Genomic DNA, 23,173 nt, shown 5'->3' with positions numbered 1-23,173 from the left:
CAGATAGGCCGAGGCCAGCACGCCGCGCCAGCGATAGCGATCGAAGATGATCAGGTCGACGATCGGATCGGATTTCAACAGGTCCCGCCAGGTGCGCCCGCCCGGATAGGGCTCGCCCGAGACCAGCAGCACCCGCAGCCGGTCGCGCACGCCCGAGACGGTAGCGATGATGCGGTTGTTGCGATCGGTCAGCTCGCCCGGCCGCGGCGGCAGGCGGATATCGACCACGTTCGGCCCGCCATGCTTGATCGGCACTTCGATGTGGTTCACCCGACCCACGGTGAGGCTCTGGGTCGATGGCGGCTTGCCGTCGACCGAGACCTCGACGGTGACGTGACCGACAGTCTGGCCGACACCGTGGACGTGGGGGATGAGGTTGAAGGTCACGGACTCGTCGACGATGCCGAAGGCCGGGGTGGTCGTGGCCTCCAGCGCCAGGTCGAAGCCGTCGGGGCGCCCTGCGATCAGCGCGTGCACCGGGCCGGGGAAGTCCTTGATCCGGCCCTTGTCGTGGATCTCGCCGTCGGTGAGCAGGATCGCGCCCGAAATCTGGCCCGGCGCGACGCGCGCGGCGGCCTCGTCGAGGGCGGTCAGGAGCCGCGTGCCGCGGTTGCGGCCGCTGTGGTCGGGGCCGACCTCGACCACGCGCAGCTCGAGCGGGTGCGCCGGTGTCGAGAGCGCGCCGATCTCGGCCTTCAGCCGCGTGGCGGCCTTGTCGATCTGCTCGGTCCGTTTCTCCAGCGTGGTCGACTCGGACTTGTCCACCACCAGGAAGGCCACGTTCTTCAGACCCTGGCGCTCCTCGCGCCTGAGCTGCGGACCCGCGAGCGCCAGCACCAGGATGCCCAGTGCCACGCCGCGCAGCGCCCAGCCGGGCAGGCGCCGCGCCAGCGCCACGACGCTGCCCAGCACCACGAGCGCGGCCAGCACCGCGAGCCATTGCCAGGCGAGCTGGGGCAGAAAGGTCAGGCCGAACTGCATCGCATCCTCACTGGCCCAGCCGCTCGAGCACGGCGGGCGCGTGCACCTGGTCGGACTTGTAGTTGCCGGTCAGGGCGTACATGACGAGATTAATGCCGAAGCGGATGGCCATCTCGCGCTGGTTGTCGCCGGGCCGGCCCACCGGATAGACCGGCTCGCCCCGGTCGTCCACCGCCCAGGCAGCGGCCCAGTCGGCCGAGCCCACCACCACCGGCGAGACGTTGTCGTCGACGCGGTGGAAATGCGGCAAATCCTGCTGCTTGGCCTTGCTCCGGCTGCCGGGGCGCGGCGCCTCGGCCCAGACCTGGCCGCCCCGCCAGCGGCCGGGATAGGAGGCGAGCAGGTAGAAGGTCCGGCTGAGCACGTGGTCCATGTTGACGGGCGCCAGCGGCGGCAGGTTCAGCGCCCGGGCGATGCGCCGCATCTCCACCGCGGCGGGCCCGCCGAAGCCCGTCCCCCCGTCCTGCGTGTCAATCACCAGCATACCCCCGGTCGAGAGGTAGTGCTGCAGCCGCTGCAGCGCCTTCTCGCTTGGCGCCGCCTGAGCCGTCAGCGGCCAGTAGAGCACGGGGAACAGGCTCAGGGGGTCCTCTTCTGGATTCACGCCAACGGGCGGGCCGGGCTCGACCGCCGTGCGTCGCGTCAGCGCATTGCCAAGCCCGACCAGCCCCTCCCGGGATTTCTCGTCGATGCGCCGGTCGCCGGTGACGATATAGCCCAGCGTCGTCTCGGCGGCGGCGGAGACTTCCTGCGCGAGCGTCATGTTGGCGCGGGCGCCGGACGGGGCCAGGAGGGCCGGCGCGACGAGGGCTGCGGCGATCAGCGCGGTCGCGACGCGCCGGCGCCCGCGGCCCCAGCGTCCGAACAGGCGGCCCGACAGCCACAGCGTCGCAATCAGGTCCAGGGTGCCGAGCAACACGGCCAGCGTGATCAGGTCCGGGCCGTATCGGTGCGGCTCGGCACCGCCCAGAGCCTCCGAGACGGCCCCGGCCGGGGCGGGCGGAAACGGCACCAGCCGATCGCCCTTGGCGAACAGGTTCACCACCGCCGTCACGGCCGCGCCCGTCGCCCGCGCGCCGGCATCGGCGCGCCGGTAGAGACCGGGCGGCAAGGTGCGCCCCGCCTCGCCCTTCGCCAGACGCTCGCCCGGCACCGGCTCGCCCAGGCTGGAGTTTCGAACCGGCGCACCGTCCGCACCCATCAGCAGCTCGGCGCGCCACAGCGTGCCGGTCAGCTCGTCGGCCGCGGGGGCGGTGGCAGCGCGGCCGGGCGCAAGCGCCATCAGCCGGCCGAGCATCTCGACGAACAGGCCCGACAGCGGCAGCGACGACCAGTCCGGGTCGGCGGTGACGTGGAACAGCACCACATGGCCCCGGCCCAGCTTGCTCCCGGTGACCAGCGGCGTGCCGTCCTCGAGCTGGGCCCAGACCTTGCCGGCGAGATCGGGCGAGGGCTGGGCAAGCACCTGCGTGCTGACCGTGACGTCCTTGGGCACCTTGAGCCGCCGGAACGGGCCCTGCGGATCGAACGGTCCCAGCCGCTTGGGCTTGCCCCAGGACAGCGCGCCGCCCAGCACGCGCCCGCCGCGGCGCAGCCGAACGGGCAGGAGATCGTCGTCCGCGCCGCCGACGATCGCGCCGCCGCTGGCGCTCTCGCCGATCGCGCCTGCAAGCCTCGGGCCGGCGAAACGGATCAGCAGGCCGCCCTTCTCGACCCAGTCGTGCAGCGACTGGCGTTCGCCTTTCGTGAATCCCCCCTGGTCCGCCAGCACGATGGCCGCGGGCGGATGGGCGAGCGCATCGGCGAGCGAGACCTCCCGCACATCGGCCGAGGGCTGCAGCGCGGCGCGGATATAGTGGCTGGGCCGGACCAGAGACGAGGTCACCGTGTTCGCCTCGGGCGTTACGAGCGCAACGGTAACGCGGCGCAGACCGGAATCGGCCAGCGCCGCGCCGCCGGCGCTGGCACCGTTCGCCAGCGCGATGCGCGTGACCTGGCCGATCAGCTCGGGCGGCAGATCGAACCGGGCGGTCGCGGACGCCGCGCCGGCGGCGAACTTCGCGGTCGCCGCCGCCAGCGGCCGCTCGGGCTCGCCGGGCTTGGCTGCGAAGGCGATGATGGCGGCGCTGCCGGGCGCGGCGGTGTCGGCGCGCAACACGTCCGCAACCATGTGGCTTTCCTGCAGCCGCGGCGGGGTCAGCGCGCGGGCGAGCAACCTCGGCTTGACGAGGCGCAACGGCCCCAATCCCGCCAGGTAGCTGGCCAACGCCGCCGTGGCGGCCCCATGGTCCAGCCCGTCGTTGAACCAGACCGTCTCGGCCGGCGCCGGCACCTTGCCGGACTCGAGCGCCTTCAGCACGGCGGCGTGGTCGGGCGCCCAGGCGGCCGGACGCGCGGCCTCGAGCTCGGCCCGGGCGGCAGCGGCAGCGGCCACCGGCGGCGCCTCGGCCTGCGTCGCGAGCCAGAAGATCACCGGCCGGCCGGCCTGCGCCGCCTCGTCCATCGCCCCCAGGGCGGCGACCTTGCGCTCGGCCCAGTCCGGGGCGCTGGCCCAGCCGCCGTCCATCAGGATCAGCACCGGGCCCCGCCCCGCCGGCATCAGCCGCGTGCTCGGGTTCAGAACCGGGCCGGCGAAGCCGACGATCACCGCGGCCAGCGCCAGCGCGCGCAACAGCAAGAGCCACCACGGCGTCTTGGCCGCCTGCCGCTCCGGGTCCTCAAGGCCCAACAGCAACCGCACGCCGGGGAAGGTCTGCAGCTTCGGGCTGGGCGGGATGGCGCGCAGCAGCCACCACAGGACAGGCAAGGCGATCAGGGCCGAGAGCAGCCACGGGCTGGCGAAGGCGAGCGCGCCAAGGCCCGGCATGAGTCCCGGCATCAACCGCCCCCGAGGATGGTGTAGAGCTGCAAGAGCGCCGAGCGCGGGCTCTGGTCGGTGCGGTGCAGCACCAGCTGCCAGCCGGTGCGGCGCGCCACCTCGCGCAGCTCGTCGCGGCGCTCGGCCAGGCGCTCGAGATAGCGCTCGCGCAGCGCCGTGGCCTGGTCGGTCTCGTGGCGCACCTCACGGCCGACGCTCTCGAACCGGGTGCGGCCAGCGAAGGGGAACTCCTCCTCGACCGGGTCGAGGATCTGCATGTAGATGCCGGCGATGCCCTGACCGGCCGCGGCCGTCAGCGCCGGAAACACGGAGTCGCGCGGGCCCAAGAAGTCCGACAGAAACACGGCGCGCCCGACCTTGGGCGTCGTGATCCTCGGCGGCGCGCCGAAGTCCTGGCGCGATCCGGGCGGGGCCGCGAGCAGGCCGGCCCAGCGCATGAGCTGGCGCTCGCCGGTGCCGGGCGGCTCGGCCTCCGTGCCGATCAGGCCAAAGCGCTCGCCGCCACGATGCAGCAGCACGCCGAGCGCCATCGCGAGCAGCGCCGCCCGCTCCGCCTTGGAGCGCGGCGTGAACTCCGAGCGGAACTCCATCGAGTGCGAGCGGTCGCACCAGACCATCACGGTCTCGGCCGCCTCCCACTCCATCTCGCGCACGTAGAGCCGGTCGGAGCGAGCCGAGCGGCGCCAGTCGATCAGGTTGTGGGGATCGCCCGCATGGGCCGTGCGGTACTGCCAGAACGTCTCGCCGATCCCGGCGCGGCGCCGCCCGTGCACGCCGGAAACGAGGCTCGCCGCGAGCCGCTGCGCCTCGACCAGCAGCGGCGGCAGCGCCCCCGAGACGCGCTCGGCGTCCCGGCGCAGCCAGCCGGCGCGCTCGCGCTGCGCCCGGTCGGCAGCGGTCATCTCGCCTTGCCCACGGTCACGTTGAGCGCCTGCATGCCCGAGATGCGCGGCAGCACCACGACCAGAACGCTCCACTGCCCGCTTTGCCAGGTAAAGGCGTCGGCGCGCCGGCCTTCGCGCTCGGCCTTGTGCCGCTCGAAATCATTGCCGGAAAGCTGAGTGACCAGCGCCTCGACCGCCGGGACGACCTGCACATCCTTGGGCATGTCCGAGGCAACCACGCAGCCGCGGCCCCCGTCGGAGGGGCGATCGTAGATCTCGGCCAGCATCTTCGAGCCGTCGGACTCGCGCTTGAACCGCGCGCCGTCCTGGGCGAAGCCGAGCTCCTCGAAGGTCTTGGCGCTGCCCGAGAAGTCGGGCAGATGGGCTAGGCAGCCCGACCGGAACACCTCGACGAACTGGTCCGCCGTCGATGCGGGGGCGGCCCCGGGAAGAAGGGCGAGCGCCGCCAGGGCGATCGCGATCCGCTTGAGCGCCATCAGGCCGCCTCGTTCATCAGCGCCGTGCCCGCGAGCAGCTCGTCGATCACCGAGGCGATGGTCGCGCCCTCCGCGCGCGCCGCGAAGGTCAGCGCCATGCGGTGCGCCAGCGCCGGGTGGGCCAGCGCCGCCACGTCGCTCGCCGAAGGCGCCAGCCGGCCGCCGATCAGCGCCCGCGCCCGCGCCGCCAGCATCAGCGCCTGCGCCGCCCTGGGTCCCGGGCCCCAGGCAAGCCGCCGGTTCGCCACCTCGGCCGCCTCGGTCTCTCCCGGACGGGCGGCGCGCACCAGCGTCAGGATCGCCTCGACCACCCGCTCGCCCACGGGCACCTGGCGGACCAGGCGTTGCAGGGCGATCAGCCCCTCGGCATCGAGCACCGGCTCGGCCACCGCGTCGTCGTTGCCGGTGGTGGTGAGCAGGATGTCGCGCTCCTCCTCGCGGCTCGGATAGCCGACGTCGATCTCCAGGAGGAAGCGGTCGAGCTGCGCCTCGGGCAGCGGGTAGGTGCCCTCCTGCTCGATCGGGTTTTGGGTGGCCAGCACGTGGAAGGGCAGCGGCAGCGGCCGGTGCTGGCCGGCGACCGTGACCATGCGCTCCTGCATCGCCTGCAAGAGCGCCGATTGCGTGCGCGGGCTGGCGCGATTGATCTCGTCGGCCATCAGGAGCCGAGTGAACACCGGCCCCTGGATGAACCGGAAGGCGCGCATGCCGTCCTTGCCCTCCTCCAGGATCTCGGAGCCCAGGATGTCGGCCGGCATCAGGTCGGGGGTGAACTGGATGCGGTTGTTGTCGAGGCCGAGCACCGTGCCCAGCGTCTCGACCAGCCGGGTCTTGGCCAGCCCGGGCACGCCGATCAGGAGCGCATGGCCGCCCGACAGGATGGCGGTCAGCGTCAGCTCCACCACCTCCGCCTGGCCGACGATTCGCCGGCCAATCTGCTCCTTGACGCGCGCCAGTGTCGCGCCGGCAGCCTCGATCTGCTCAACAGGATCGGTCATTTATCCTCGCAAGCCCGCCCCGCCACCCGCGGGGGCTGTGAATCCGTTTCAGTTTTAATACCATTCCTACACTGTGCGGCATGAAGGCAACAGGTGTGGATGATGACGACGGTCACAAAATCGCAGGACGCGCCCGATCCCCGGCCCGATCCCCGGCCCGATCCCCGTCCCGATCCCGGCGCCGCCGACAACCTGGCCAAGGCAGCCCGCGCCGCGCGCAAGGGCAAGCGCGGCCCGGCGCCGGTGCATCTTTGGAACCCGCCCTATTGCGGCGAGCTCGACATCCGCATCCGGCGCGACGGGTCGTGGTGGTATCTCGGCACGCCGATCGGGCGCAAGGAGTTGGTGCGCCTGTTCGCCTCGATCCTCAAGCTCGAGGAAGGGCGATATTATCTCGTCACGCCGGTCGAGAAGGTCGGCATCACGGTCGACGACGCGCCGTTCCTCGCCGTCGACTTCCGCGTCGAGAGCGCCGGGCCGGCACAGGTGCTGGTGTTCGAGACCAATGTCGGCGACGAGACCGTGGCCGGCCCGGAGAACCCGATCCGCGTCGTGCGCGACGCCGAAACCGGCGAGCCCAGCCCATATGTCCACGTGCGCCGCGGCCTCGAGGCGCTGATCGACCGCAAGAGCTTCTACCGCCTGGTCGACATCGGCGAGCACGAGGAGATCGAGGGCAAGCGCTGGTTCGGCGTGCGCTCGGGCGGCGTCTTCTTCCCCATCATCCCCTCGCGCGAGCTCGAGCTGTGAGGAAAGTCCCTTGCGTCTTGCCGAAGGTCGCGCGGCGATGCATCTAGGCGTCATGCGCGTGACGCTTTCCCGCATCGAGGCCGCCCTCGCGCTCCCGCCACTGGGAGAGCGCTCGGACTACGATCTCAACCCGGAGGTCAAGGCCCGACAGATCCCGGGGCTCGCGCAGCGCCCGGCCGCGGTGCTGTGCGGGCTGGTGCAGCGACAGTCCGGCCTCAACGTCGTGCTCACCCGGCGCACGCAGCACCTGGCGCGCCATGCCGGCCAGATCGCCTTCCCTGGCGGGCGCGTGGACGAGACCGACGCGTCCACCCTGGCGGCCGCCCTGCGCGAGGCCGAGGAGGAGATCGGGCTCGCACCCGCGCAGGTGCGCATCATCGGCACGCTCGACCAGTACCTCACCTCGACAGGCTTTCGCGTCACGCCCTTCGTCGGGGCCATCGACCGCGACTGGCACGCGCGGCCCGACCCGAACGAGGTCGAGGAGGTGTTCGAGGTCCCGCTCGACTTCCTGATGGACCCGGCGAACCGGCACCGGCACGCGCATGACCGCTCGGGCACGCGGCGCTACTACTACGCCATGCCCTGGGGGCGTTTCTACATCTGGGGCGCGACGGCGGGGATGCTCAAGGGGCTCAGCGACCGTCTCGCGGCCCTGGCCGCCGGGGAAGCGCCATGATGCGGCTCGATGCCGAGTGGCTGTCGCGCCCCGACGTGCGCGCGGTCGTCGAGGCGCTGGGGCGCACCTGCTACTTCGTCGGCGGCTGCGTGCGCAACACGCTGCTCGGCGAGCCGGTCACGGATATCGACCTGACCACGCCGCTGGTGCCCGACGACGTGGTGCGCCGGCTCGAGGCGGCCGGCATCAAAGCAGTGCCGACCGGCATCGAGCACGGCACCGTCACGGCGGTCACCGAGGGCGCCGGCCACGAGATCACCACGTTCCGCGCCGATGTCGAGACCGACGGCCGCCGCGCCGTGGTGCGCTTCTCGGGCGACCTCGCCGAGGACGCGGCGCGGCGCGACTTCACCATGAACGCGCTCTATGCCGACCCCGACGGCGAGATCATCGACCCGGTCGGCGGGCTCCCCGACCTGCGCGCCCGCCGCGTGCGCTTCATCGGCGACCCGCACGACCGGATCCGCGAGGACTATCTGCGCATCCTGCGCTTCTTCCGCTTCACCGCCTGGTACGGGGCGGAAATCGACGCCGACGGGCTCGCCGCCTGCGCCGAGCTCGCCGAGGGCGTCGAGCGGCTGGCGCGCGAGCGCATCGGCCACGAGATGCGCCGCCTGCTCGCCGCGTCGAACCCCGCCCCCGCGGTGGCCTCAATGGCCCGGGCAGGCGTGCTGATGCGCTGCCTGCCCGGCGCCGACCCGGCGCTTCTTGCGCCGCTGGTGCACCTGGAGGGCGAGAGCGGCGCCCCGCCCGACTGGCTCAGGCGCCTCGCGGCGCTGGGCGGCGAGGCGCCCGAGGCGCGACTGCGCCTGAGCCGGGCCGAGGCGAAGGAGCTCGAGACCATCCGAAACCTCCTCGCCGCGCCGTTGCCCCTCGCCGTCGCCGCGCACGAGCACGGCGCCCGCGCCGCCCGCGCCATGGCGCTCGTCGCCGCCGCCGCCGGCGGCACGCTGCCCGCCGATCTCGAAGCCGAGATCGCGCATGGCGTCGCGGCGGTCTTTCCGCTCGCCGGCGCCGACCTCGTCGCGGCCGGCGTCAGGCCCGGCCCCCGGCTGGGCGCCGCCCTCGACGCGGCGAAGCGGCGCTGGATCGAGAGCGGCTTTGCGCTGGACAAGACGGCGCTGCTGGGCGAGGCTCTCGGCAAAGGTCAGGCACGCTGACCAAAACCTGGCCCGAGCCATGACCGCCCAAATCCTGCTCGCCCTCACCGGCTTCGCCTTTGCCACCACCTGGACGCCGGGGCCGAACAACATGATGCTGGCCGCCTCGGGCGCCACCTTCGGCTGGCGCGCGACGCTGCCGCACGCGCTGGGCGTGGCGCTCGGCTATCCCCTCATGGTGTTCCTGATCTCACTGGGGCTGGGCGAGGTGTTCCAACAGTCGCCCAGCCTGCGCGTGGCGCTGGCCTGGGTCGGCCTCGCGGTGATGCTGTGGCTGGCCTGGCGCATCGCCACGGCCGACGCCGCCCGTGCCCGCAACCGCGCGCGGCCGCTGCATTTCCACGAGGCCGCCGCCTTCCAGTGGATCAACCCGAAGGGTTGGGCAATGGCGATTGCGGTCGCTGCGACCTACGCGCGCGGCGCCGATCCGGTGCGCGAGGCAGCGGTCGCGGCGGCCATCTTCATGCTCGCCGGCCTGACGTCGAGCCAGGGCTGGGCGGTGTTCGGCGCCGGCATGGGCCAGCTGCTCGGCACCGGGCTGAGGCTGCGCGCCTTCAACGCGACCATGGGCCTCCTGCTCGCCGCCTGCGGCCTGTGGCTGGTGCTCGACGCCTGAGCGACCGCGCCCGGTGGCGCCCCCCGTGGCTCCCCCTGGCTCAGCTCTTCAGGAGCTGGCGCAGCACGTAGTGCAGCACGCCGCCGTGCTCGACATATTCCAGCTCGATCCCGGTATCGATGCGGCACAGCAGGTCGATCTCGCGCTTCTTGCCGTCCGCATAGGTGATCAGCGCCTTCACCGTCTTGCGCGGCTCGAGCCCCTCCGAGAGGCCCTTTATCGACACGCTCTCGTCGCCCCTGAGATTCAGCGAGCGCCGGTCCTCGCCGCCGGTGAACTCGAAGGGCACGATGCCCATGCCCACCAGGTTCGAACGGTGGATGCGCTCGTAGCTCTCGGCGATCACCGCGCGCACGCCCAAAAGCGCGGGCCCCTTCGCCGCCCAGTCGCGCGACGAGCCGGTGCCGTACTCCTTGCCGGCGACGATGATGGTCGGGGTGCCCTTGTCCCTGTAGGCCATGGCGGCCTCGAAGATCGACATCTTCTGCCCGTCCGGACCCTTGGAGTAGCCGCCCTCGACGCCCGGCACCATCTCGTTGCGGATGCGGATATTGGCGAAGGTGCCGCGCATCATCACCTCGTGGTTGCCGCGCCGCGCCCCGTAGGAGTTGAAGTCGCGCGGCGCCACCTGCCGCTCCTGCAGGTATTGCCCGGCGGGCGTGTCGGGCTTGAACGAGCCGGCCGGCGAGATGTGGTCGGTGGTCACCGAATCGCCCAGCAAGGCCAGGATGCGGGCGCCCTCGACATCCCCGATCTTTCCGGCATCCTTGCCCATGTCCTCGAAATAGGGCGGCTTGCGCACGTAAGTGCTGGTCGAGGGCCAGCTATAGGTCAGCCCGCCGCCGGTCTCGATCTTCTGCCAGCGCTCGTCGCCGGTGAAGACCTCCGCATAGCGCTCCTGGAACGCCTCGCGGGTGACGGTCTTCGCCACCAGATCGGCGATCTCCTTCTGGGTCGGCCACAGGTCCTCGAGGAACACCGGCCGGCCGTCCTTGTCCTCGCCCAGCGGCTCCCTGGTCAGGTCCAGGTTCATGTCCCCGGCGATGGCGTAGGCCACCACCAGCGGCGGCGAGGCCAGGTAGTTCGCCCGCGTGTCCGGGTTCACCCGCCCCTCGAAGTTGCGGTTGCCCGAGAGCACCGAGCAGGCCACCAGGTCGGCGTTGTGGATCGCCGTCGAGATCGGCTCGCTCAGCGGCCCCGAGTTGCCGATGCAGGTGGTGCAGCCATAGCCGACCAGGTTGAAGCCCAGCGCGTCGAGGTCCTCGCTCAGCCCCGAGGCGTCGAGATATTCCGAGACCACCTGGCTGCCCGGCGCCAGCGAGGTCTTGACCCAGGGCTTGGCCGACAAGCCGCGCTCGCGCGCCTTGCGCGCCACCAGCCCGGCGCCGATCATGACGCTGGGGTTCGAGGTGTTGGTGCACGAGGTGATCGCCGCGATCACCACCGAGCCGTCGCGGATCGCGTAATCAGCACCCTCGACCGCCGTCGACTTGCGCGGGTCCTCGGCATCGGGCGCGGCGCCGCCCTCGGCGGCCATGTTCTCGCCGTGGCCCGAGATGTCGACGCCGCGGTAATCGGCGACCACCTTGAGGAATTCCCGCGCCGCCCGCGACAGCGGCACCCGGTCCTGCGGCCGCTTCGGCCCGGCCAGCGAGGGCTCGACCTCGCCCATGTCGAGCTCTAGCGTGTCGGTGTAGACCGGGTCGTAATCCTTGTCCCGCCACATTCCGTTGGCGCGCGCATAGGCCTCGACCAGCGCGATGCGCGCCTTGTCGCGGCCGGTCTGCTCGAGATAGCGCAGCGTCTCCCCGTCCGCGGGGAAGAAGCCGCAGGTGGCGCCGTATTCGGGCGCCATGTTGCCGATGGTGGCCCGGTCGGCCACCGGCAGATGGTCGAGGCCGTGGCCGTAGAACTCGACGAACTTGCCCACCACGCCCTTGCTGCGCAGCATCTGGGTCACCGTCAGCACCAGGTCGGTGGCGGTGACGCCTTCCCTCAGCGCCCCGGTCAGCTTGAAGCCGATCACCTCGGGAATCAGCATCGAGATCGGCTGGCCCAGCATGCCGGCCTCGGCCTCGATGCCACCGACCCCCCATCCCAGCACGCCCAGCCCGTTGACCATGGTGGTGTGGCTGTCGGTGCCGACCAGCGTGTCCGGATAGGCCACCTGCTCGCCGTTCTGGTCCTTGTCCGACCAGACCGTCTGGGCCAGGTACTCCAGGTTCACCTGGTGGCAGATGCCGGTGCCCGGGGGCACCACGCGGAAGTTGTCGAAGGCGCCCTGGCCCCATTTCAGGAACTGGTAGCGCTCGAGGTTGCGCTCGTACTCGCGCTCGACGTTGAGCTGGAAGGCGCGCGGGTTGCCGAACTCGTCGACCATCACCGAGTGGTCGATCACTAGGTCCACCGGGTTCAGCGGGTTGATCTTCTCGGCCTCCCCGCCCAGCGCGCGCATCGCGTCGCGCATCGCCGCGAGGTCCACCACCGCCGGCACCCCGGTGAAGTCCTGCATCAGCACGCGCGCCGGACGGTAGGCGATCTCGCGCGGGTTGCGACCGCCCTTCTCGGCCCAGTCGGAAAACGCCTTGATGTCCTCGGTGGTGACCGTGTTGCCGTCCTCGAAGCGCAAAAGATTCTCCAGCACCACCTTGAGCGCCGCGGGCAGGCGCGCGAAGCGGCCCAGCCCCGCCTCCTCGGCGGCCGGGATGGCGTAATAGGCGTAGGACCGGCCCCCGACCTCGAGCTTGCGGCGGGTCTTCGAGGCGTCCGAACCGACGGTAATGGGCATGGGCGTGCTCCCTTCTGTGGCGCCGTCCCGCGCGGGCGGCGCGTATTGGAATTCGGTGCCCTAATGGCGGAAATCGGGCTCAAGCGCAATTATCGGGGATTCGGCGGCGCGTGGCGAGGGGGGTGCCAGGGGGGCGCCGGGCGCGCGCGCATCCACAGCGGATTTCCCTCGCGGCGCCGGCGCGCTATGAGGGGCGCATGGAGCTCGTGCTCGACAACCTGGCCTGCCGGCGCGGCGGGCGGCTGATCTACCGCGACCTCGGCTTTCGCGTCGGGGCGGGGCAGGCGGCGGCCGTGCGCGGGCCCAACGGGGTGGGCAAGTCCACGCTCCTACGCCAGCTCTCCGGGCTGATCCCGGTGCTGGGCGGCGACGCCCGCCTCGGCGACATCTCGCTCGCGCGCGATCCCGTCGCCTTTCAGGAGCGAGTGGCCTATGCCGGCCATCTCGACGCGGTGAAGCCGGCGCTGTCGGTGGCCGAGAACCTCGCCCTTTGGGCCGGCGTGCACGGCGCGGGGCCGCAGCGAACCCAGGAGGCCCTGGCCCGCTTCGGCCTCGCCTCCATCGCCGCGCGTCCGGTCGCGGAATGCTCGGCCGGGCAGAAGCGCCGCCTCGGCCTTGCCCGGCTGATCGTCATCGACCGCCCGCTGTGGCTGATGGACGAGCCCACCGTCTCGCTCGATGTCGAGGCGACAGCCCTGGTCGCAGCACTGGTGCGCGAGCATGTCGCCGACGGCGGGCTGGCGCTGATCGCCACCCATGTGGAGATCGGTCTCGGCGACATCCCGGTGCTGGAGATGACGCCCCCCGCCGCCGAGGCGCACCGCGCCGCGGACCCCTTCCTCGAGGGGGCCTGGTCGTGAGGGGGCTGGCCAGCCTCGTCTTCCGCGACCTGCGCCTCGCGCTCAGGCTCGGCGGCGGCGGCGGCATCGGGGTGGCCTTCTTCGTGCTCGCCGTGGTGCTGATCCCGCTCGGCGTGGGGCGCGAGACCACCACGCTGATGCGCATCGCCGGCGGCGTGCTGTGGATCGCGGCGCTCCTGGCCGCGCTGCTCTCCCTCGACCGCCTGTTCCAGGCCGACTACGAGGACGGCTCGCTCGACCAGCTCGTGCTCTCGCCGCTCGCGCTCGAGCAGGTGACGCTGGCGAAATGCGCCGCACACTGGCTGACCACGGGCCTGCCCATGACGCTGATCGCCCCCGTGCTCGGCGTCATGCTGCAGCTGCCCGCCCATGTCCTGCCGGCGCTGGTGCTCAGCATGGCGCTGGGCACCCCGGCGCTCAGCCTGATCGGAGCGGTCGGCGCCGCGATCACGGTGGGCGTGCGCCGGGGCGGGCTGCTGCTCTCGATCCTGGTCCTGCCGCTCTACATCCCAACGCTGGTCTTCGGCGCCAGGGCGGTGGAGCGCGCGCTCATCGACCTGCCGCCCTGGCCGCCGCTGATGCTGGTGGCGGCGCTGACGCTGTTCTGCGCAGCGCTCGCGCCCTTCGCCGCCGCCGCGGCGCTCAGGATCAACCTGCGCTGAGGGGACGGGATGCTCAGGCTCGACGACCGCGACCTGCAGATCCTCAAGGTGCTCTCGCGCGAGGGCCGTCTGCCCAAGGCCGAGCTGGCCAAGCGCATCAACCTCTCGCCCACCCCCTGCTGGGAACGGCTGAAGCGGCTCGAGGCAGCCGGCGTGATCGAGAGCTACCACGCGCAGATCGCGCTCAGGCACATCGCGCAGCACGTCACCGTCTTCGTCGCCGCCGAGCTCGGCAGCCACCGGGTCGAGGACTTCCAGTCCTTCGAGCGCGCCGTGGCGCGGCGGGCCGAGATCGTTGCCTGCTGGAGCCTCGGCGGCGGCTTCGACTACCTGATGCAGGTGGTCACCCGCGACATCGACAGCTACCAGCGGCTGATGGACGAGCTCCTGGCCGAGCGGGTCGGGCTCGTGCGCTACTACACCTACATCGTCACCCGAACGGTGAAGGCGGGCGGGCCGCCGCCGCTTGACCAGCTGATGGCGGAGACGGACTGACGCCTGCCGCGGCGGATTAAAGACGATCCTTCTGCGCGCCCGGCGGCGTTTGGAGACTCCCTCTGCCGCCGCCGCCCTACATAAGCACCATCCGGACAACCCGTGACGCGGAGGTGCGCCATGATCCATGCCGACATCTCGCCCAAGAGCCCCTTGAGCGATCTGAGCGACCCGCGGCTCGTGCGCCAGTTCGCCTATGTGGGCGGGCGCTGGACCGCCAATGCCTCCGGCGAGGCGCTCGCCGTCACCAATCCTGCCGACGGTGCCCGCATCGGCGAGGTCGCGAGCCTGACGGCTCAGGAGAGCACCGCCGCCGTCGACGCCGCCCAGGCCGCCTTCCCCGCCTGGGCCGCGCTGCTGCCGCAGGAGCGCTCGGCCATCCTGCGCCGCTGGTTCGAGCTGATGGGCGAGCACCGCGAGGACCTCGCCCGCATCATGACGCTCGAGCAGGGCAAGCCGCTCTCGGAGGCGCGCGGCGAGATCGGCTACGCCGCCTCCTTCATCGAGTTCTACGCCGAGGAGGCCAAGCGCCCCAACATCGAGGGCGTCACCTCGCACCTGCCCGACGCCGAGGTCGAGCTGTGGCGCGAGCCGGTCGGCGTCGCCGCGCTGATCACGCCGTGGAACTTTCCCTCGGCCATGCTCACGCGCAAGGCCGGCGCCGCGCTCGCGGCCGGCTGCACCGTGGTGGCGCATCCCTCGGGCGAGACGCCCTTCTCGGCGCTGGCGCTGGCCGAGCTGGCCGAGCGCGCCGGCATGCCCGCGGGCGTGTTCAACGTCGTCACGGGCAAGGCGCGCACCATCGTCGAGCCATGGACCGGGGACGTGCGCGTGCGTGCGCTCTCGTTCACCGGCTCGACCGAGATCGGCCGCCTGCTCTACCGCCAGTCGGCCGAAACCGTGAAGCGGCTGGTCATGGAGCTCGGCGGCCACGCCCCCTTTATCCTGTTCGCCGACGCCGACATGGACAACGCCGTGGACGAGGCCATCAAGGCCAAGTTCGCCACCTCGGGCCAGGACTGCCTCGGCGCCAACCGCTTCCTGGTCGAGCGCTCGGTCTACGCCGAGTTCTGCCGCCGCTTCGCCGAGCGCACCGCAGCCCTCAGCGTCGGCCCCGGCCTCGACGACCCCGACATCGGCCCGCTTATGAACGAGAGGGCCGTGGCCAAGCAGGAGGAGCACGTCAAGGACGCGCTCGCCAGGGGCGCCAAGCTCCTGGCCGGCGGCCAGCGCCACGCGGCCGGGCCGCTATTCTTCCAGCCGACCGTGCTGGCCGACGTGCCCGCCGAGGCCCTGATCATGAACGAGGAGACCTTCGGCCCGGTCGCCGCCATCGCCCCCGTCGACAGCGAGGACGAGGCGGTCGCCCGCGCCAACGCCACCGAGTACGGGCTGGTGGCCTATGTCCACACCCAGGACCCGCGCCGCATCTACCGCATGAGCCGGGCACTCGCCTTCGGCATGGTGGCGGTCAACCGCACCAAGGTCACCGGCGCGCCGATCCCCTTCGGCGGCATGAAGCAGTCGGGCCTGGGCCGCGAGGGCGCGCGCCTCGGCCTCGAGGAGTTCACCGAAGTCAAGTACATCTGCCGCGACTGGGCCTGAGCCCGCGGCATCGCAAGCCTGAAAGGAGCAGTGCCATGCTGACCAACGACCAGCTCGACCGCTGGGACCGCGAGAGCTTCCTCCATCCCTCCACCCACCTCGCCCAGCACGCCCGGGGCGAGAGCCCCAACCGCATCCTCACCGGCGGCAAAGGTGTGTGGATCGAGGACCGCGACGGCAACCGCCTGCTCGACGCCTTCGCCGGGCTCTACTGCGTCAACGTCGGCTACGGCCGCACCGAGATCGCCGATGCGATCTCCAAGCAGGCGCACGAGCTGGCCTACTACCACGCCTATGTCGGGCACGGCACCGAGGCCTCGATCACGCTCGCGCACATGATCCTCGAGCGCGCGCCCAAGGGCATGAAGCGGGTCTATTTCGGCCTCGGCGGCTCGGACGCCAACGAGACCAACATCAAGCTGGTGTGGTACGTGAACAACGTGCTCGGCCGGCCGGAGAAGAAGAAGATCATCTCGCGCTGGCGCGGCTACCACGGCTCGGGCCTGATGACGGGCTCGCTCACCGGCCTCAAGCTGTTCCACCAGAAGTTCGACCTGCCGCTGCCCAAGGTGCTGCACACCGAGGCGCCCTACTACTTCCGCCGCCCGCAAGCCGAAATGAGCGAAGAGGAGTTCTCCGCCCACTGCGCCCGCGAGCTCGAGGCGCTGATCGAGCGCGAGGGCCCGGACACGGTGGCCGCCTTCATCGCCGAGCCGGTGCTCGGCACCGGGGGCATCGTGCCGCCGCCCGCGGGCTACTGGGAGGCGATCCAGGCGGTGCTCAGGAAGCACGACATCCTGCTGATCGCCGACGAGGTGGTCACCGGCTTCGGCCGGCTCGGCACCATGTTCGGCTCGGCGCATTACGGGCTCGCGCCCGACATCATCACCATAGCCAAGGGCCTGACCTCGGCCTACGCCCCGCTCTCGGGCTCGATCGTCGGCGAGAAGGTGTGGCAGGCGCTCGAGCAGGGCACCGACGAGCTCGGCGCCATCGGCCACGGCTGGACCTATTCGGCCCACCCGATCGGCGCCGCCGCCGGCGTCGCCAACCTCGAGCTGATCGACAAGCTGGGCCTGGTCGAGAACGCCGGCGCCACCGGCCGCTACCTCAACGAGCAGATGCAAGCGGCCTTCGGCGACCACGCGCATGTCGGCGACGTGCGCGGCGAGGGCATGCTCTGCGCCCTCGAGTTCGTCGAGGACAAGGCCGGCCGCCGGCTGTTCGACCCGGCCAAGAAGGTCGGCGCGCGCATCGCCGCCGCGCTGCTCAAGGAGGGCGTGATCGGCCGCGCCATGCCCGAGGGCGACATCCTCGGCTTCGCGCCGCCCCTGTGCCTCGCCCGCGAGGAGGCCGACCGCATCGTCGCCGCCACGGTCAAGGCGGTCGAGACGGTGATGAAGGAGCTCTGAGCCCCGCGCTCAGCCGCCCGCCACAGGCCCCGGACCCGATCCGGGGCCCCATCCTCTCCGCCACAGGCCCCGGACCTGATCCGGGGCCTCCCTTGTCCGCCACAGGCCCCGGACCCGACCCGCGGCCTCCCTTGTCCGCCACAGGCCCCGGACTTGATCCGGGGCCTCGCCCTTTCGCCCAGGCACCCTGCCCCGGCGTCCGGCGCCCGCCGCGACCCGGCCCCCTTCCCTCCCCGCGCCGTCTTGCGTCCGCGCGCCGGCGGCCTATGCTGCCCCGCGACGCCGAGCCGCCACGGAGATGCCGCGATGACCGAAGCCGCTCCCCTCAGGGGCGTGATCGCCCCGATCCTAACCCCCTTCGAGGACGACCTGACCATCGCCCTCGACCTCTACGTCGCCAACGCCCGGTGCTGCCTGGGCGAGGGCTGCATCGGGCTCGCCCCCTTCGGGACCACCGGCGAGGCCCTCTCGGTCGGCATCGACGAGCGCATGGAGGCGCTCGAGGAGCTGGTCGCCGCCGGCATCCAGCCCGATCGGCTGATCCCCGGCACCGGGCTGACCAACCTGCCCGACACCATCCGGCTCACCCGCCACGCCGTCAGCCTCGGCTGCGCCGGTGCCATGGTGCTGCCGCCATTCTACTTCAAGGACGTGCCCGAGGACGGGCTCTACGACCACTTCGCGCATCTCATCGACGGCGTCGACGATCCGCGGCTCAGGATCTACCTCTACCACATCCCGCAGGTCTCGGGCGTCGGCCTGCCCGTCAGCCTGGTGCGCCGGCTGCACGCCGATTTCCCCGAGGTCGTGGTCGGCATCAAGGACAGCTCCGGCGTGTGGGAGAACACCCAAGCGCTGCTCGGCATCGATGGCCTGATCGTCTATCCGGGCTCCGAGCTGCCGATCATCGAGGCGATGCAGCTGGGCGCGCCCGGCTGCATCTCGGCCACCGCCAACCTTAACGCTGGGGGCATCGCCGAGGTGATCCGGCTGTGGCACGGCGGTGAGCACGAGGCCGCGCGGCAACTGCACGCCGAGGTGCGGAAGCTGCGCCTGCTGGTGCAGGGCTACGCCCCGATCCCGGCGCAGAAGCGGCTCCTGGCGCTCGCCACCGGCGATGCGCGCTGGGCCAACACGCGCCCGCCGCTCCTGCCGATGGACGAGGCCAAGGGCCGCGAGCTGCGCAGCCGTCTCGAGGGCGAGCTGTCCTTCCGCGTCGCCGCCTGAGCCGGCGATGGCGGGGTCGCGGCTTAGCCTTCGCCGGCCGGACGACTGGCACCTGCACCTGCGCGACGGGGAGATGCTCGCGGGCGTGATCGGCTGGTCGGCGGCGCATTTCGCCCGCGCCATCGTGATGCCGAACCTCGTCCCGCCGGTGGTCACGGGCGCCGATGCCGCGGCCTATCGCGAGCGCATCCTCGCGGCGCTGCCCGAGGGTGCGGTGTTCGAGGGCGCGTCCTTCGAGGGCGCGGCGTTCGAGCCGCTGATGACCCTCTACCTCACAGAGCAGACCGACCCCGACGACGTCGCCGCCGCCGCCCGCTCGGGGCTGGTGCGCGCGGTCAAGCTCTACCCCGCCGGCGCGACCACCAATTCGGCCTCGGGTGTGCGCGACTTCGACCGCGTGACGCGCGTCCTCGAGCGCATGGCCGAGATCGGCCTGCCGCTGTGCGTTCACGGCGAGGTCACCGACGCTGAGGTCGACATCTTCGACCGCGAGGCGGTGTTCCTCGAGCGCGTGCTCGAACCGATCCGCCGTCGCGTGCCGGGGCTCAAGGTGGTGCTCGAGCACGTCACCACCGCGGACGGCGTCGCCTATGTGCGCGAGGGTGGCGATCAGATCGCCGGCACGCTGACCGTCCATCACCTGATGATCAACCGCAACCACATCCTGGCGGGCGGCATCCGGCCGCACTACTACTGCCTGCCGGTGGCCAAGCGCGAGCGTCACCGCCTGGCGCTCAGGGCGGCCGCGGTCTCGAGCGAGCCGCGATTCTTCCTCGGCACCGACTCCGCCCCCCATCCCGACCCGGCCAAGGAGTCCGCCTGCGGCTGCGCCGGCTGCTTCACCGCCCCGGTGGCGCTCGCCTGCCTCGCCCATGTGTTCGAGGAGGAGGGCGCGCTCGACCGGCTGGAAGGCTTCGCCGCGCTGAACGGCCCCGCCTTCTATGGCCTCGCGCCGAACGCGGGCACGATCACGCTGGTCAAGGGCGACGCGCCCGTGCCATACCCGGCGAGGATCGAGACCGGCGCCGGGCCGGTCACCGTGTTCGATCCGGGGCATCCCCTGCATTGGCAGGTCGCCAACGAAAGGGTGGCGAGATGATCCAGACAAGCTTTCCCGACGAGGGCCTGATCGCGCGCGAGGTGGCGCGGATGCTGCTCGAGATCGAGGCGGTCAACTTCCGCCCCGATCCGCCCTTCAAGCTCACCTCGGGGCTTGCCAGTCCCGTCTATATCGACTGCCGCAAGCTGATCTCCTTCCCGCGCATCCGCGCCGCGGCGATGGATTTTGCCTGCTCGGTACTGCTGCGCGAGGCCGGCTACGAGCAGTTCGACGCCGTGGCCGGCGGCGAGACCGCCGGCATCCCGTTCGCCGCCTGGATCGCCGAGCGCCTCGCCCTGCCCATGCTCTATGTGCGCAAGAAGCCCAAGGGCTTCGGCCGCGACGCCCGCATCGAGGGCGACATCCGCGAGGGCCAACGCGTGCTGCTGGTCGAGGACCTGACCACCGACGGCGGCTCCAAGGTCAGCTTCGTCCAGGCCATCCGCGAGGCCGGGGCCGTCTGCGCCCACACCCTGGTGGTGTTCTACTACGACGTCTTTGCGGAGGTGCCGCAAAAGCTGGCCGCCCAGGGCATCGGGCTGCACTATCTCGCCACCTGGCGCGACGTGCTCGCCGAGGCCCGCCACGGCGGGCATTTCGATGCCGCCACGCTCGACCAGGTCGCGGCCTTCCTCGACCGCCCGCTGGAGTGGTCGGCCGCCCATGGCGGCAAGGCGGAAATCTCGATCTAGGGGCACAGCGAGCCGTTAACCATAATCCGGGCGCACAACGCGGGCTCAATGGAATCAATGCGTTAGGCGATTGTGCAATGTGCACACCCGCTCACGGCGCCCCCGGCACCCCTGGGCGGGGCCCGGCCTCGGCCGGCTTGCCGCACCGCAGCGGCGCTATTGCCAACCCCCTTTTCCGACCCCATATCCTTCACAGGCGGATGCTGCCAAGCGGGTCCGCCGGCATCGTCGCTTCGGATGAGGACGGTCGTCATATGTCACGCATCTCGTTCACCTCGCAGCCCTTCCTGCTCGGCTTCGAGGAGCTGGACCGGCTGGTCGAGCGCACGCTCAAGGCCGGCTCGGACAATTACCCGCCCTTCAACATCGAGCAGCGCGGCGCCGACATCTGGCGCATCTCGCTCGCGGTCGCGGGCTTCGGCGAGGCCGATCTCGCGATCACCGTCGAGGAGCGCGAGCTCGTAGTCGGCGGCCGGCAGGCCGGCGAGGACGACAGCCGGGTGTTCCTGCACCGCGGCATCGCCGCCCGCCCCTTCGAGCGCCGTTTCGTGCTCGAGGAGCACGTCGAGGTCGAGGGCGCGGCCCTCGAGAACGGGCTTCTGCACATCGACCTCGTGCGCCGCAAGCCCGAGTCGACGGTGCGCAACATCCGGATCGAGCCGGTGAGGCAGGAGGAGTGAAAGAGATGAGCGACAACCCGTTCACCAACCCCAAGGGCCAGCCCATCGTCTATGTCCGCGCCGTGGCGGCCGAGGAAATGCCGGACGAGCTCAAGGGCACCGAGGCGCGGCTCTACGCGCTGCACGACGCCGAGGGCAACCGGCTGGCGGTCGCCCCGGACCGGCGCCTCGCCTTCGCCCTGGCGCGCCAGAACGACCTCAGCCCGGTCAGCGTGCACTGAGCCACGCCGACGGCGTCTCGGACCTCGCATAAGCGGGACAAGGCACGCCGGCCCCGGGGATCGCCCGGGGCCGGCGCCCGTGCGGCGGTAAGGCTGGTTCAGGCCGCCCGCGACGCCAGCGGTTCGGTAATCAGCGCGTAGAGCGCCGGAGCCTCGGCGGTCTCGCGCAGCTTGCGCCGCAGCTCCGGCTCGCGCAGGAGCCGCGAAACCCGGGCCAGGGCGCGCAGGTGATCGGCGCCAGACTCCTCGGGCGCCAGCAGCACGAAGGCGAGATCGACCCCCTGCCCGTCGGCGGCCTCGAAGTCCACCGGCTTCTCCAGCCGAGCAAACAGGCCGATGATCGACTTCAGCCCGGCCAGCCGCGCATGCGGGATCGCCACGCCGCCGCCCATGGCGGTGGAGCCCAGCTTCTCGCGGGCCACGAGCCCCTCCACCACCAGGCGCGGATCGAGCCCGTAGGCCTCGCGCGCCCGGGTTGCGACCTCCTGGAAGAGCTGCTTCTTGCTGGCCGCCTTGACGGCGGGAAGGATCGCGTCGCGCGCGATCAGGTCGGCGAGTTCCATGACTGCTCTGTTTCCGCTCGTGACTTAAAACCGCTCAACTCTCGGACAGGCTGGCCGGATCGATCCATCCCACATTGCCGTCGTCGCGCTGGTAAACGAAGTTTATGCGCTTGCTGGCGACGTCCCGGAACACCAGGAAGCGGGCATCGTCGAGTTCCATTTGCATCACGGCCTCGCCGACCGTCAGCGTCTTCACCGGCATGGTCATCTCGGCGACGATCACCGGTTGCTCACTGTCCGCCCGTGCACCGTCGCCCTCCTCCTCGTCGTAGCCGCGGATGACGTAGGACGCCGCCTCCATCGTCTCGATCGGCGTCTTGCGCGCCTGGTGATGGTCCTTCAGCCGGCGCTTGTGCCGGCGCAGCTGCTTCTCGATCCGCTCCGCCGCCTGATCGAAGGCGATGTAGATATCGTCGCTCGCGCCGTGCGCCTGCGCGGTCAGCCCGGTGGGCAAATGCACCGAGGAATCGCAGGTGAACTCATGCCCGCGGCGCGAGAAGACCACATTGGCGTCGACCGGCCGGTCGAAATACTTCGAGACGGCCGAATGCAGGTTGTCCACGACATGAACCCGCAACGCCTCACCCACGTCGATCTGCTTGCCCGAGACCGTTATTCGCATCGTTTCTCCAGAGCCTCTAGCGGAGTCGGGTTGGTCCTCGTCATTTTTCGACCCGAGGCCCCCCGCGCCGCCCGGAGCCGCCCGGAACGCGGACTCTGCCTCCCCCGCTCCGAAGCGGTGCGGAACCTATGCAGCGGCCCTACACCTGTCAATATAACAGCATAACAGCGATTGGCCCGCGATGCGACGCTGCAAAGTGCGCAAAGGCGCCCGCCACGAGCCTCAGCCCAGGGCCAGCGCCACCTTCATGCGCCGCCGCTCGGCCGAGGAGGGAATGCCCAGCGTCTTGCGGTACTTGGCCACGGTGCGCCGCGCGATCTCGATTCCATCCCCCTGCAACCGCTCGACAATCGCGTCGTCGGAGAGAACGGCGCCGGGGGGCTCGGCGCCGATCAGGGCGCGGATGCGGTGCCGCACGGACTCGGCCGCGGGGCCGTCCTCGCCCACGGCATTGGTGAAGAAGAAACGCAGCTCCAGCACGCCCCGGGGCGTGGCCATCGACTTGTTTGCGGTCACTCGGCTGATGGTCGATTCGTGCAGCCCGGTGGCCTCGGCGACCGCGCGCAGCGTGAGCGGCTTCAGGGCCCCGATGCCCCTCTCGAGGAAGGCCTCCTGCCGGCGCACGATCTCGGTCGCGACGGTGACGATGGTGCGCGCCCGCTGGTCGAGGCTGCGCGTCAGCCAGTGCGCCGTGGTGCGGCATTCGGCCAGGAAGGCGGCGGCCCCGGCGCCGGCGGGCCCAAGCCGGGCGGCATAGCGGTGGTCGACGAGCACCCGCGGCAGCGTCTCGGGATTGAGTTCGAT

The 23,173-nt window shown here is 71.4% G+C and carries 22 protein-coding genes and 1 pseudogene; 14 read left to right on the top strand and 9 right to left on the bottom strand.

Going from position 1 to position 23,173, the window contains the following annotated elements:
• The 5 genes and pseudogenes from AC32QD_RS09720 to AC32QD_RS09700 form a co-directional block, all read right to left on the bottom strand.
• Nucleotides 1–981: pseudogene (locus tag AC32QD_RS09720) on the bottom strand (hypothetical protein); the annotation flags it as partial.
• A 7-nt stretch (nt 982–988) separates the two neighbouring features.
• A complete protein-coding gene (locus AC32QD_RS09715) occupies nt 989–3,859 on the bottom strand; it encodes a DUF4159 domain-containing protein (RefSeq protein WP_492010292.1) in 2,871 nt (956 codons plus the stop codon).
• Nucleotides 3,859–4,761 (bottom strand): DUF58 domain-containing protein, encoded by a 903-nt coding sequence (locus AC32QD_RS09710; protein WP_492010291.1) that lies wholly within the window; start codon nt 4,759–4,761, stop codon nt 3,859–3,861. The genes AC32QD_RS09715 and AC32QD_RS09710 overlap by 1 nt, the downstream gene beginning before the upstream one ends.
• The gene (locus AC32QD_RS09705) at nt 4,758–5,240 is read right to left on the bottom strand and encodes a hypothetical protein (RefSeq protein ID WP_492010290.1); all 483 of its coding nucleotides are present in this window, start codon (nt 5,238–5,240) and stop codon (nt 4,758–4,760) included. Before AC32QD_RS09705 ends, AC32QD_RS09710 begins: the two co-directional genes overlap by 4 nt.
• Entirely contained in the window at nt 5,240–6,238 is a 999-nt protein-coding gene (locus AC32QD_RS09700) for an AAA family ATPase (protein WP_492010289.1), read from the bottom strand. Before AC32QD_RS09700 ends, AC32QD_RS09705 begins: the two co-directional genes overlap by 1 nt.
• A 102-nt stretch (nt 6,239–6,340) precedes the next feature.
• On the opposite strand from AC32QD_RS09700, the gene AC32QD_RS09695 reads away from it, so the two are divergent.
• The 4 genes from AC32QD_RS09695 to AC32QD_RS09680 are packed head-to-tail and all read left to right on the top strand — an operon-like array spanning nt 6,341 to nt 9,443.
• A complete protein-coding gene (locus AC32QD_RS09695; RefSeq protein ID WP_492010288.1) occupies nt 6,341–6,988 on the top strand; it encodes a DUF1285 domain-containing protein in 648 nt (215 codons plus the stop codon).
• Between the two features lie 37 nt (nt 6,989–7,025).
• Nucleotides 7,026–7,667, top strand: coding sequence for a CoA pyrophosphatase (locus AC32QD_RS09690; protein ID WP_492010287.1), 642 nt, complete (start codon nt 7,026–7,028; stop codon nt 7,665–7,667).
• Nucleotides 7,667–8,827, top strand: a complete 1,161-nt coding sequence (locus AC32QD_RS09685) for a CCA tRNA nucleotidyltransferase (protein ID WP_492010294.1) — start codon at nt 7,667–7,669, stop codon at nt 8,825–8,827. The genes AC32QD_RS09690 and AC32QD_RS09685 overlap by 1 nt, the downstream gene beginning before the upstream one ends.
• 19 nt (nt 8,828–8,846) lie before the next feature.
• Entirely contained in the window at nt 8,847–9,443 is a 597-nt protein-coding gene (locus AC32QD_RS09680) for a LysE family translocator (protein WP_492010286.1), read from the top strand.
• A 40-nt stretch (nt 9,444–9,483) separates the two neighbouring features.
• Here the strand turns inward: AC32QD_RS09680 and acnA are convergent, their stop codons facing one another.
• Entirely contained in the window at nt 9,484–12,231 is a 2,748-nt protein-coding gene (gene acnA / locus AC32QD_RS09675) for an aconitate hydratase AcnA (protein ID WP_492010285.1), read from the bottom strand.
• A 197-nt stretch (nt 12,232–12,428) separates the two neighbouring features.
• Between acnA and ccmA the strand changes: the two genes are divergently transcribed.
• The 10 genes from ccmA to AC32QD_RS09625 all read left to right on the top strand — a co-directional run bounded on the left by ccmA (nt 12,429) and on the right by AC32QD_RS09625 (nt 21,184).
• Nucleotides 12,429–13,091, top strand: a complete 663-nt coding sequence (gene ccmA / locus AC32QD_RS09670) for a heme ABC exporter ATP-binding protein CcmA (RefSeq protein WP_492010284.1) — start codon at nt 12,429–12,431, stop codon at nt 13,089–13,091.
• Nucleotides 13,092–13,096: 5 nt separating this feature from the next.
• Nucleotides 13,097–13,753, top strand: coding sequence for a heme exporter protein CcmB (gene ccmB / locus AC32QD_RS09665; protein WP_492010293.1), 657 nt, complete (start codon nt 13,097–13,099; stop codon nt 13,751–13,753).
• A gap of 9 nt (nt 13,754–13,762) precedes the next feature.
• Complete coding sequence (locus AC32QD_RS09660; RefSeq protein ID WP_492010283.1) at nt 13,763–14,248, top strand: Lrp/AsnC family transcriptional regulator; 486 nt, start codon at nt 13,763–13,765, stop codon at nt 14,246–14,248.
• 120 nt (nt 14,249–14,368) lie between these two features.
• Nucleotides 14,369–15,853 carry an NAD-dependent succinate-semialdehyde dehydrogenase gene (locus AC32QD_RS09655; protein WP_492010282.1) on the top strand — a complete coding sequence of 495 codons (1,485 nt, stop codon included), beginning with the start codon at nt 14,369–14,371 and terminating at the stop codon, nt 15,851–15,853.
• Between the two features lie 35 nt (nt 15,854–15,888).
• Nucleotides 15,889–17,265: an aspartate aminotransferase family protein gene (locus tag AC32QD_RS09650; protein ID WP_492010281.1), complete on the top strand. Its 1,377-nt coding sequence runs from the start codon at nt 15,889–15,891 to the stop codon at nt 17,263–17,265.
• 306 nt (nt 17,266–17,571) lie between these two features.
• Complete coding sequence (locus AC32QD_RS09645; protein WP_492010280.1) at nt 17,572–18,492, top strand: dihydrodipicolinate synthase family protein; 921 nt, start codon at nt 17,572–17,574, stop codon at nt 18,490–18,492.
• 7 nt (nt 18,493–18,499) lie between these two features.
• The gene (gene pyrC / locus AC32QD_RS09640; protein WP_492010279.1) at nt 18,500–19,591 is read left to right on the top strand and encodes a dihydroorotase; all 1,092 of its coding nucleotides are present in this window, start codon (nt 18,500–18,502) and stop codon (nt 19,589–19,591) included.
• Nucleotides 19,588–20,283 (top strand): orotate phosphoribosyltransferase, encoded by a 696-nt coding sequence (locus AC32QD_RS09635; protein ID WP_492010278.1) that lies wholly within the window; start codon nt 19,588–19,590, stop codon nt 20,281–20,283. Before pyrC ends, AC32QD_RS09635 begins: the two co-directional genes overlap by 4 nt.
• 254 nt (nt 20,284–20,537) lie before the next feature.
• Nucleotides 20,538–20,963, top strand: a complete 426-nt coding sequence (locus tag AC32QD_RS09630; protein WP_492010277.1) for an Hsp20 family protein — start codon at nt 20,538–20,540, stop codon at nt 20,961–20,963.
• Nucleotides 20,964–20,968: 5 nt separating this feature from the next.
• Nucleotides 20,969–21,184, top strand: coding sequence for a DUF1150 family protein (locus AC32QD_RS09625; protein ID WP_492010276.1), 216 nt, complete (start codon nt 20,969–20,971; stop codon nt 21,182–21,184).
• Nucleotides 21,185–21,282: 98 nt separating this feature from the next.
• Here AC32QD_RS09625 and ptsN read toward each other — a convergent pair whose 3' ends face one another.
• From ptsN to AC32QD_RS09610, 3 genes are all read right to left on the bottom strand, one after another.
• Nucleotides 21,283–21,747 carry a PTS IIA-like nitrogen regulatory protein PtsN gene (gene ptsN / locus AC32QD_RS09620; protein ID WP_492010275.1) on the bottom strand — a complete coding sequence of 155 codons (465 nt, stop codon included), beginning with the start codon at nt 21,745–21,747 and terminating at the stop codon, nt 21,283–21,285.
• Between the two features lie 34 nt (nt 21,748–21,781).
• Nucleotides 21,782–22,369 carry a ribosome hibernation-promoting factor, HPF/YfiA family gene (gene hpf, locus AC32QD_RS09615; protein WP_492010274.1) on the bottom strand — a complete coding sequence of 196 codons (588 nt, stop codon included), beginning with the start codon at nt 22,367–22,369 and terminating at the stop codon, nt 21,782–21,784.
• A 222-nt stretch (nt 22,370–22,591) separates the two neighbouring features.
• The coding region (locus AC32QD_RS09610) for an RNA polymerase factor sigma-54 (protein WP_492010273.1) at nt 22,592–23,173 on the bottom strand (582 nt) is incomplete at its 5' end.

The sequence above is a fragment of the Thermohalobaculum sp. genome, assembly GCF_058622915.1.
This window is presented reverse-complemented; position numbering and strand designations above follow the sequence as displayed.

Excerpts from the sequence above, each read along its gene's own strand:
- AC32QD_RS09715 (WP_492010292.1), bottom strand. The coding sequence starts at position 3,859 with ATGCCGGGACTCATGCCGGGCCTTGGCGCGCTCGCCTTCGCCAGCCCG.
- AC32QD_RS09710 (WP_492010291.1), bottom strand. The coding sequence starts at position 4,761 with ATGACCGCTGCCGACCGGGCGCAGCGCGAGCGCGCCGGCTGGCTGCGC.
- AC32QD_RS09705 (WP_492010290.1), bottom strand. The coding sequence starts at position 5,240 with ATGGCGCTCAAGCGGATCGCGATCGCCCTGGCGGCGCTCGCCCTTCTT.
- AC32QD_RS09700 (WP_492010289.1), bottom strand. The coding sequence starts at position 6,238 with ATGACCGATCCTGTTGAGCAGATCGAGGCTGCCGGCGCGACACTGGCG.
- AC32QD_RS09695 (WP_492010288.1), top strand. The coding sequence starts at position 6,341 with ATGACGACGGTCACAAAATCGCAGGACGCGCCCGATCCCCGGCCCGAT.
- AC32QD_RS09690 (WP_492010287.1), top strand. The coding sequence starts at position 7,026 with ATGCATCTAGGCGTCATGCGCGTGACGCTTTCCCGCATCGAGGCCGCC.
- AC32QD_RS09685 (WP_492010294.1), top strand. The coding sequence starts at position 7,667 with ATGCGGCTCGATGCCGAGTGGCTGTCGCGCCCCGACGTGCGCGCGGTC.
- AC32QD_RS09680 (WP_492010286.1), top strand. The coding sequence starts at position 8,847 with ATGACCGCCCAAATCCTGCTCGCCCTCACCGGCTTCGCCTTTGCCACC.
- acnA (WP_492010285.1), bottom strand. The coding sequence starts at position 12,231 with ATGCCCATTACCGTCGGTTCGGACGCCTCGAAGACCCGCCGCAAGCTC.
- ccmA (WP_492010284.1), top strand. The coding sequence starts at position 12,429 with ATGGAGCTCGTGCTCGACAACCTGGCCTGCCGGCGCGGCGGGCGGCTG.
- AC32QD_RS09660 (WP_492010283.1), top strand. The coding sequence starts at position 13,763 with ATGCTCAGGCTCGACGACCGCGACCTGCAGATCCTCAAGGTGCTCTCG.
- AC32QD_RS09655 (WP_492010282.1), top strand. The coding sequence starts at position 14,369 with ATGATCCATGCCGACATCTCGCCCAAGAGCCCCTTGAGCGATCTGAGC.
- AC32QD_RS09650 (WP_492010281.1), top strand. The coding sequence starts at position 15,889 with ATGCTGACCAACGACCAGCTCGACCGCTGGGACCGCGAGAGCTTCCTC.
- AC32QD_RS09645 (WP_492010280.1), top strand. The coding sequence starts at position 17,572 with ATGACCGAAGCCGCTCCCCTCAGGGGCGTGATCGCCCCGATCCTAACC.
- pyrC (WP_492010279.1), top strand. The coding sequence starts at position 18,500 with ATGGCGGGGTCGCGGCTTAGCCTTCGCCGGCCGGACGACTGGCACCTG.
- AC32QD_RS09635 (WP_492010278.1), top strand. The coding sequence starts at position 19,588 with ATGATCCAGACAAGCTTTCCCGACGAGGGCCTGATCGCGCGCGAGGTG.
- AC32QD_RS09630 (WP_492010277.1), top strand. The coding sequence starts at position 20,538 with ATGTCACGCATCTCGTTCACCTCGCAGCCCTTCCTGCTCGGCTTCGAG.
- AC32QD_RS09625 (WP_492010276.1), top strand. The coding sequence starts at position 20,969 with ATGAGCGACAACCCGTTCACCAACCCCAAGGGCCAGCCCATCGTCTAT.
- ptsN (WP_492010275.1), bottom strand. The coding sequence starts at position 21,747 with ATGGAACTCGCCGACCTGATCGCGCGCGACGCGATCCTTCCCGCCGTC.
- hpf (WP_492010274.1), bottom strand. The coding sequence starts at position 22,369 with ATGCGAATAACGGTCTCGGGCAAGCAGATCGACGTGGGTGAGGCGTTG.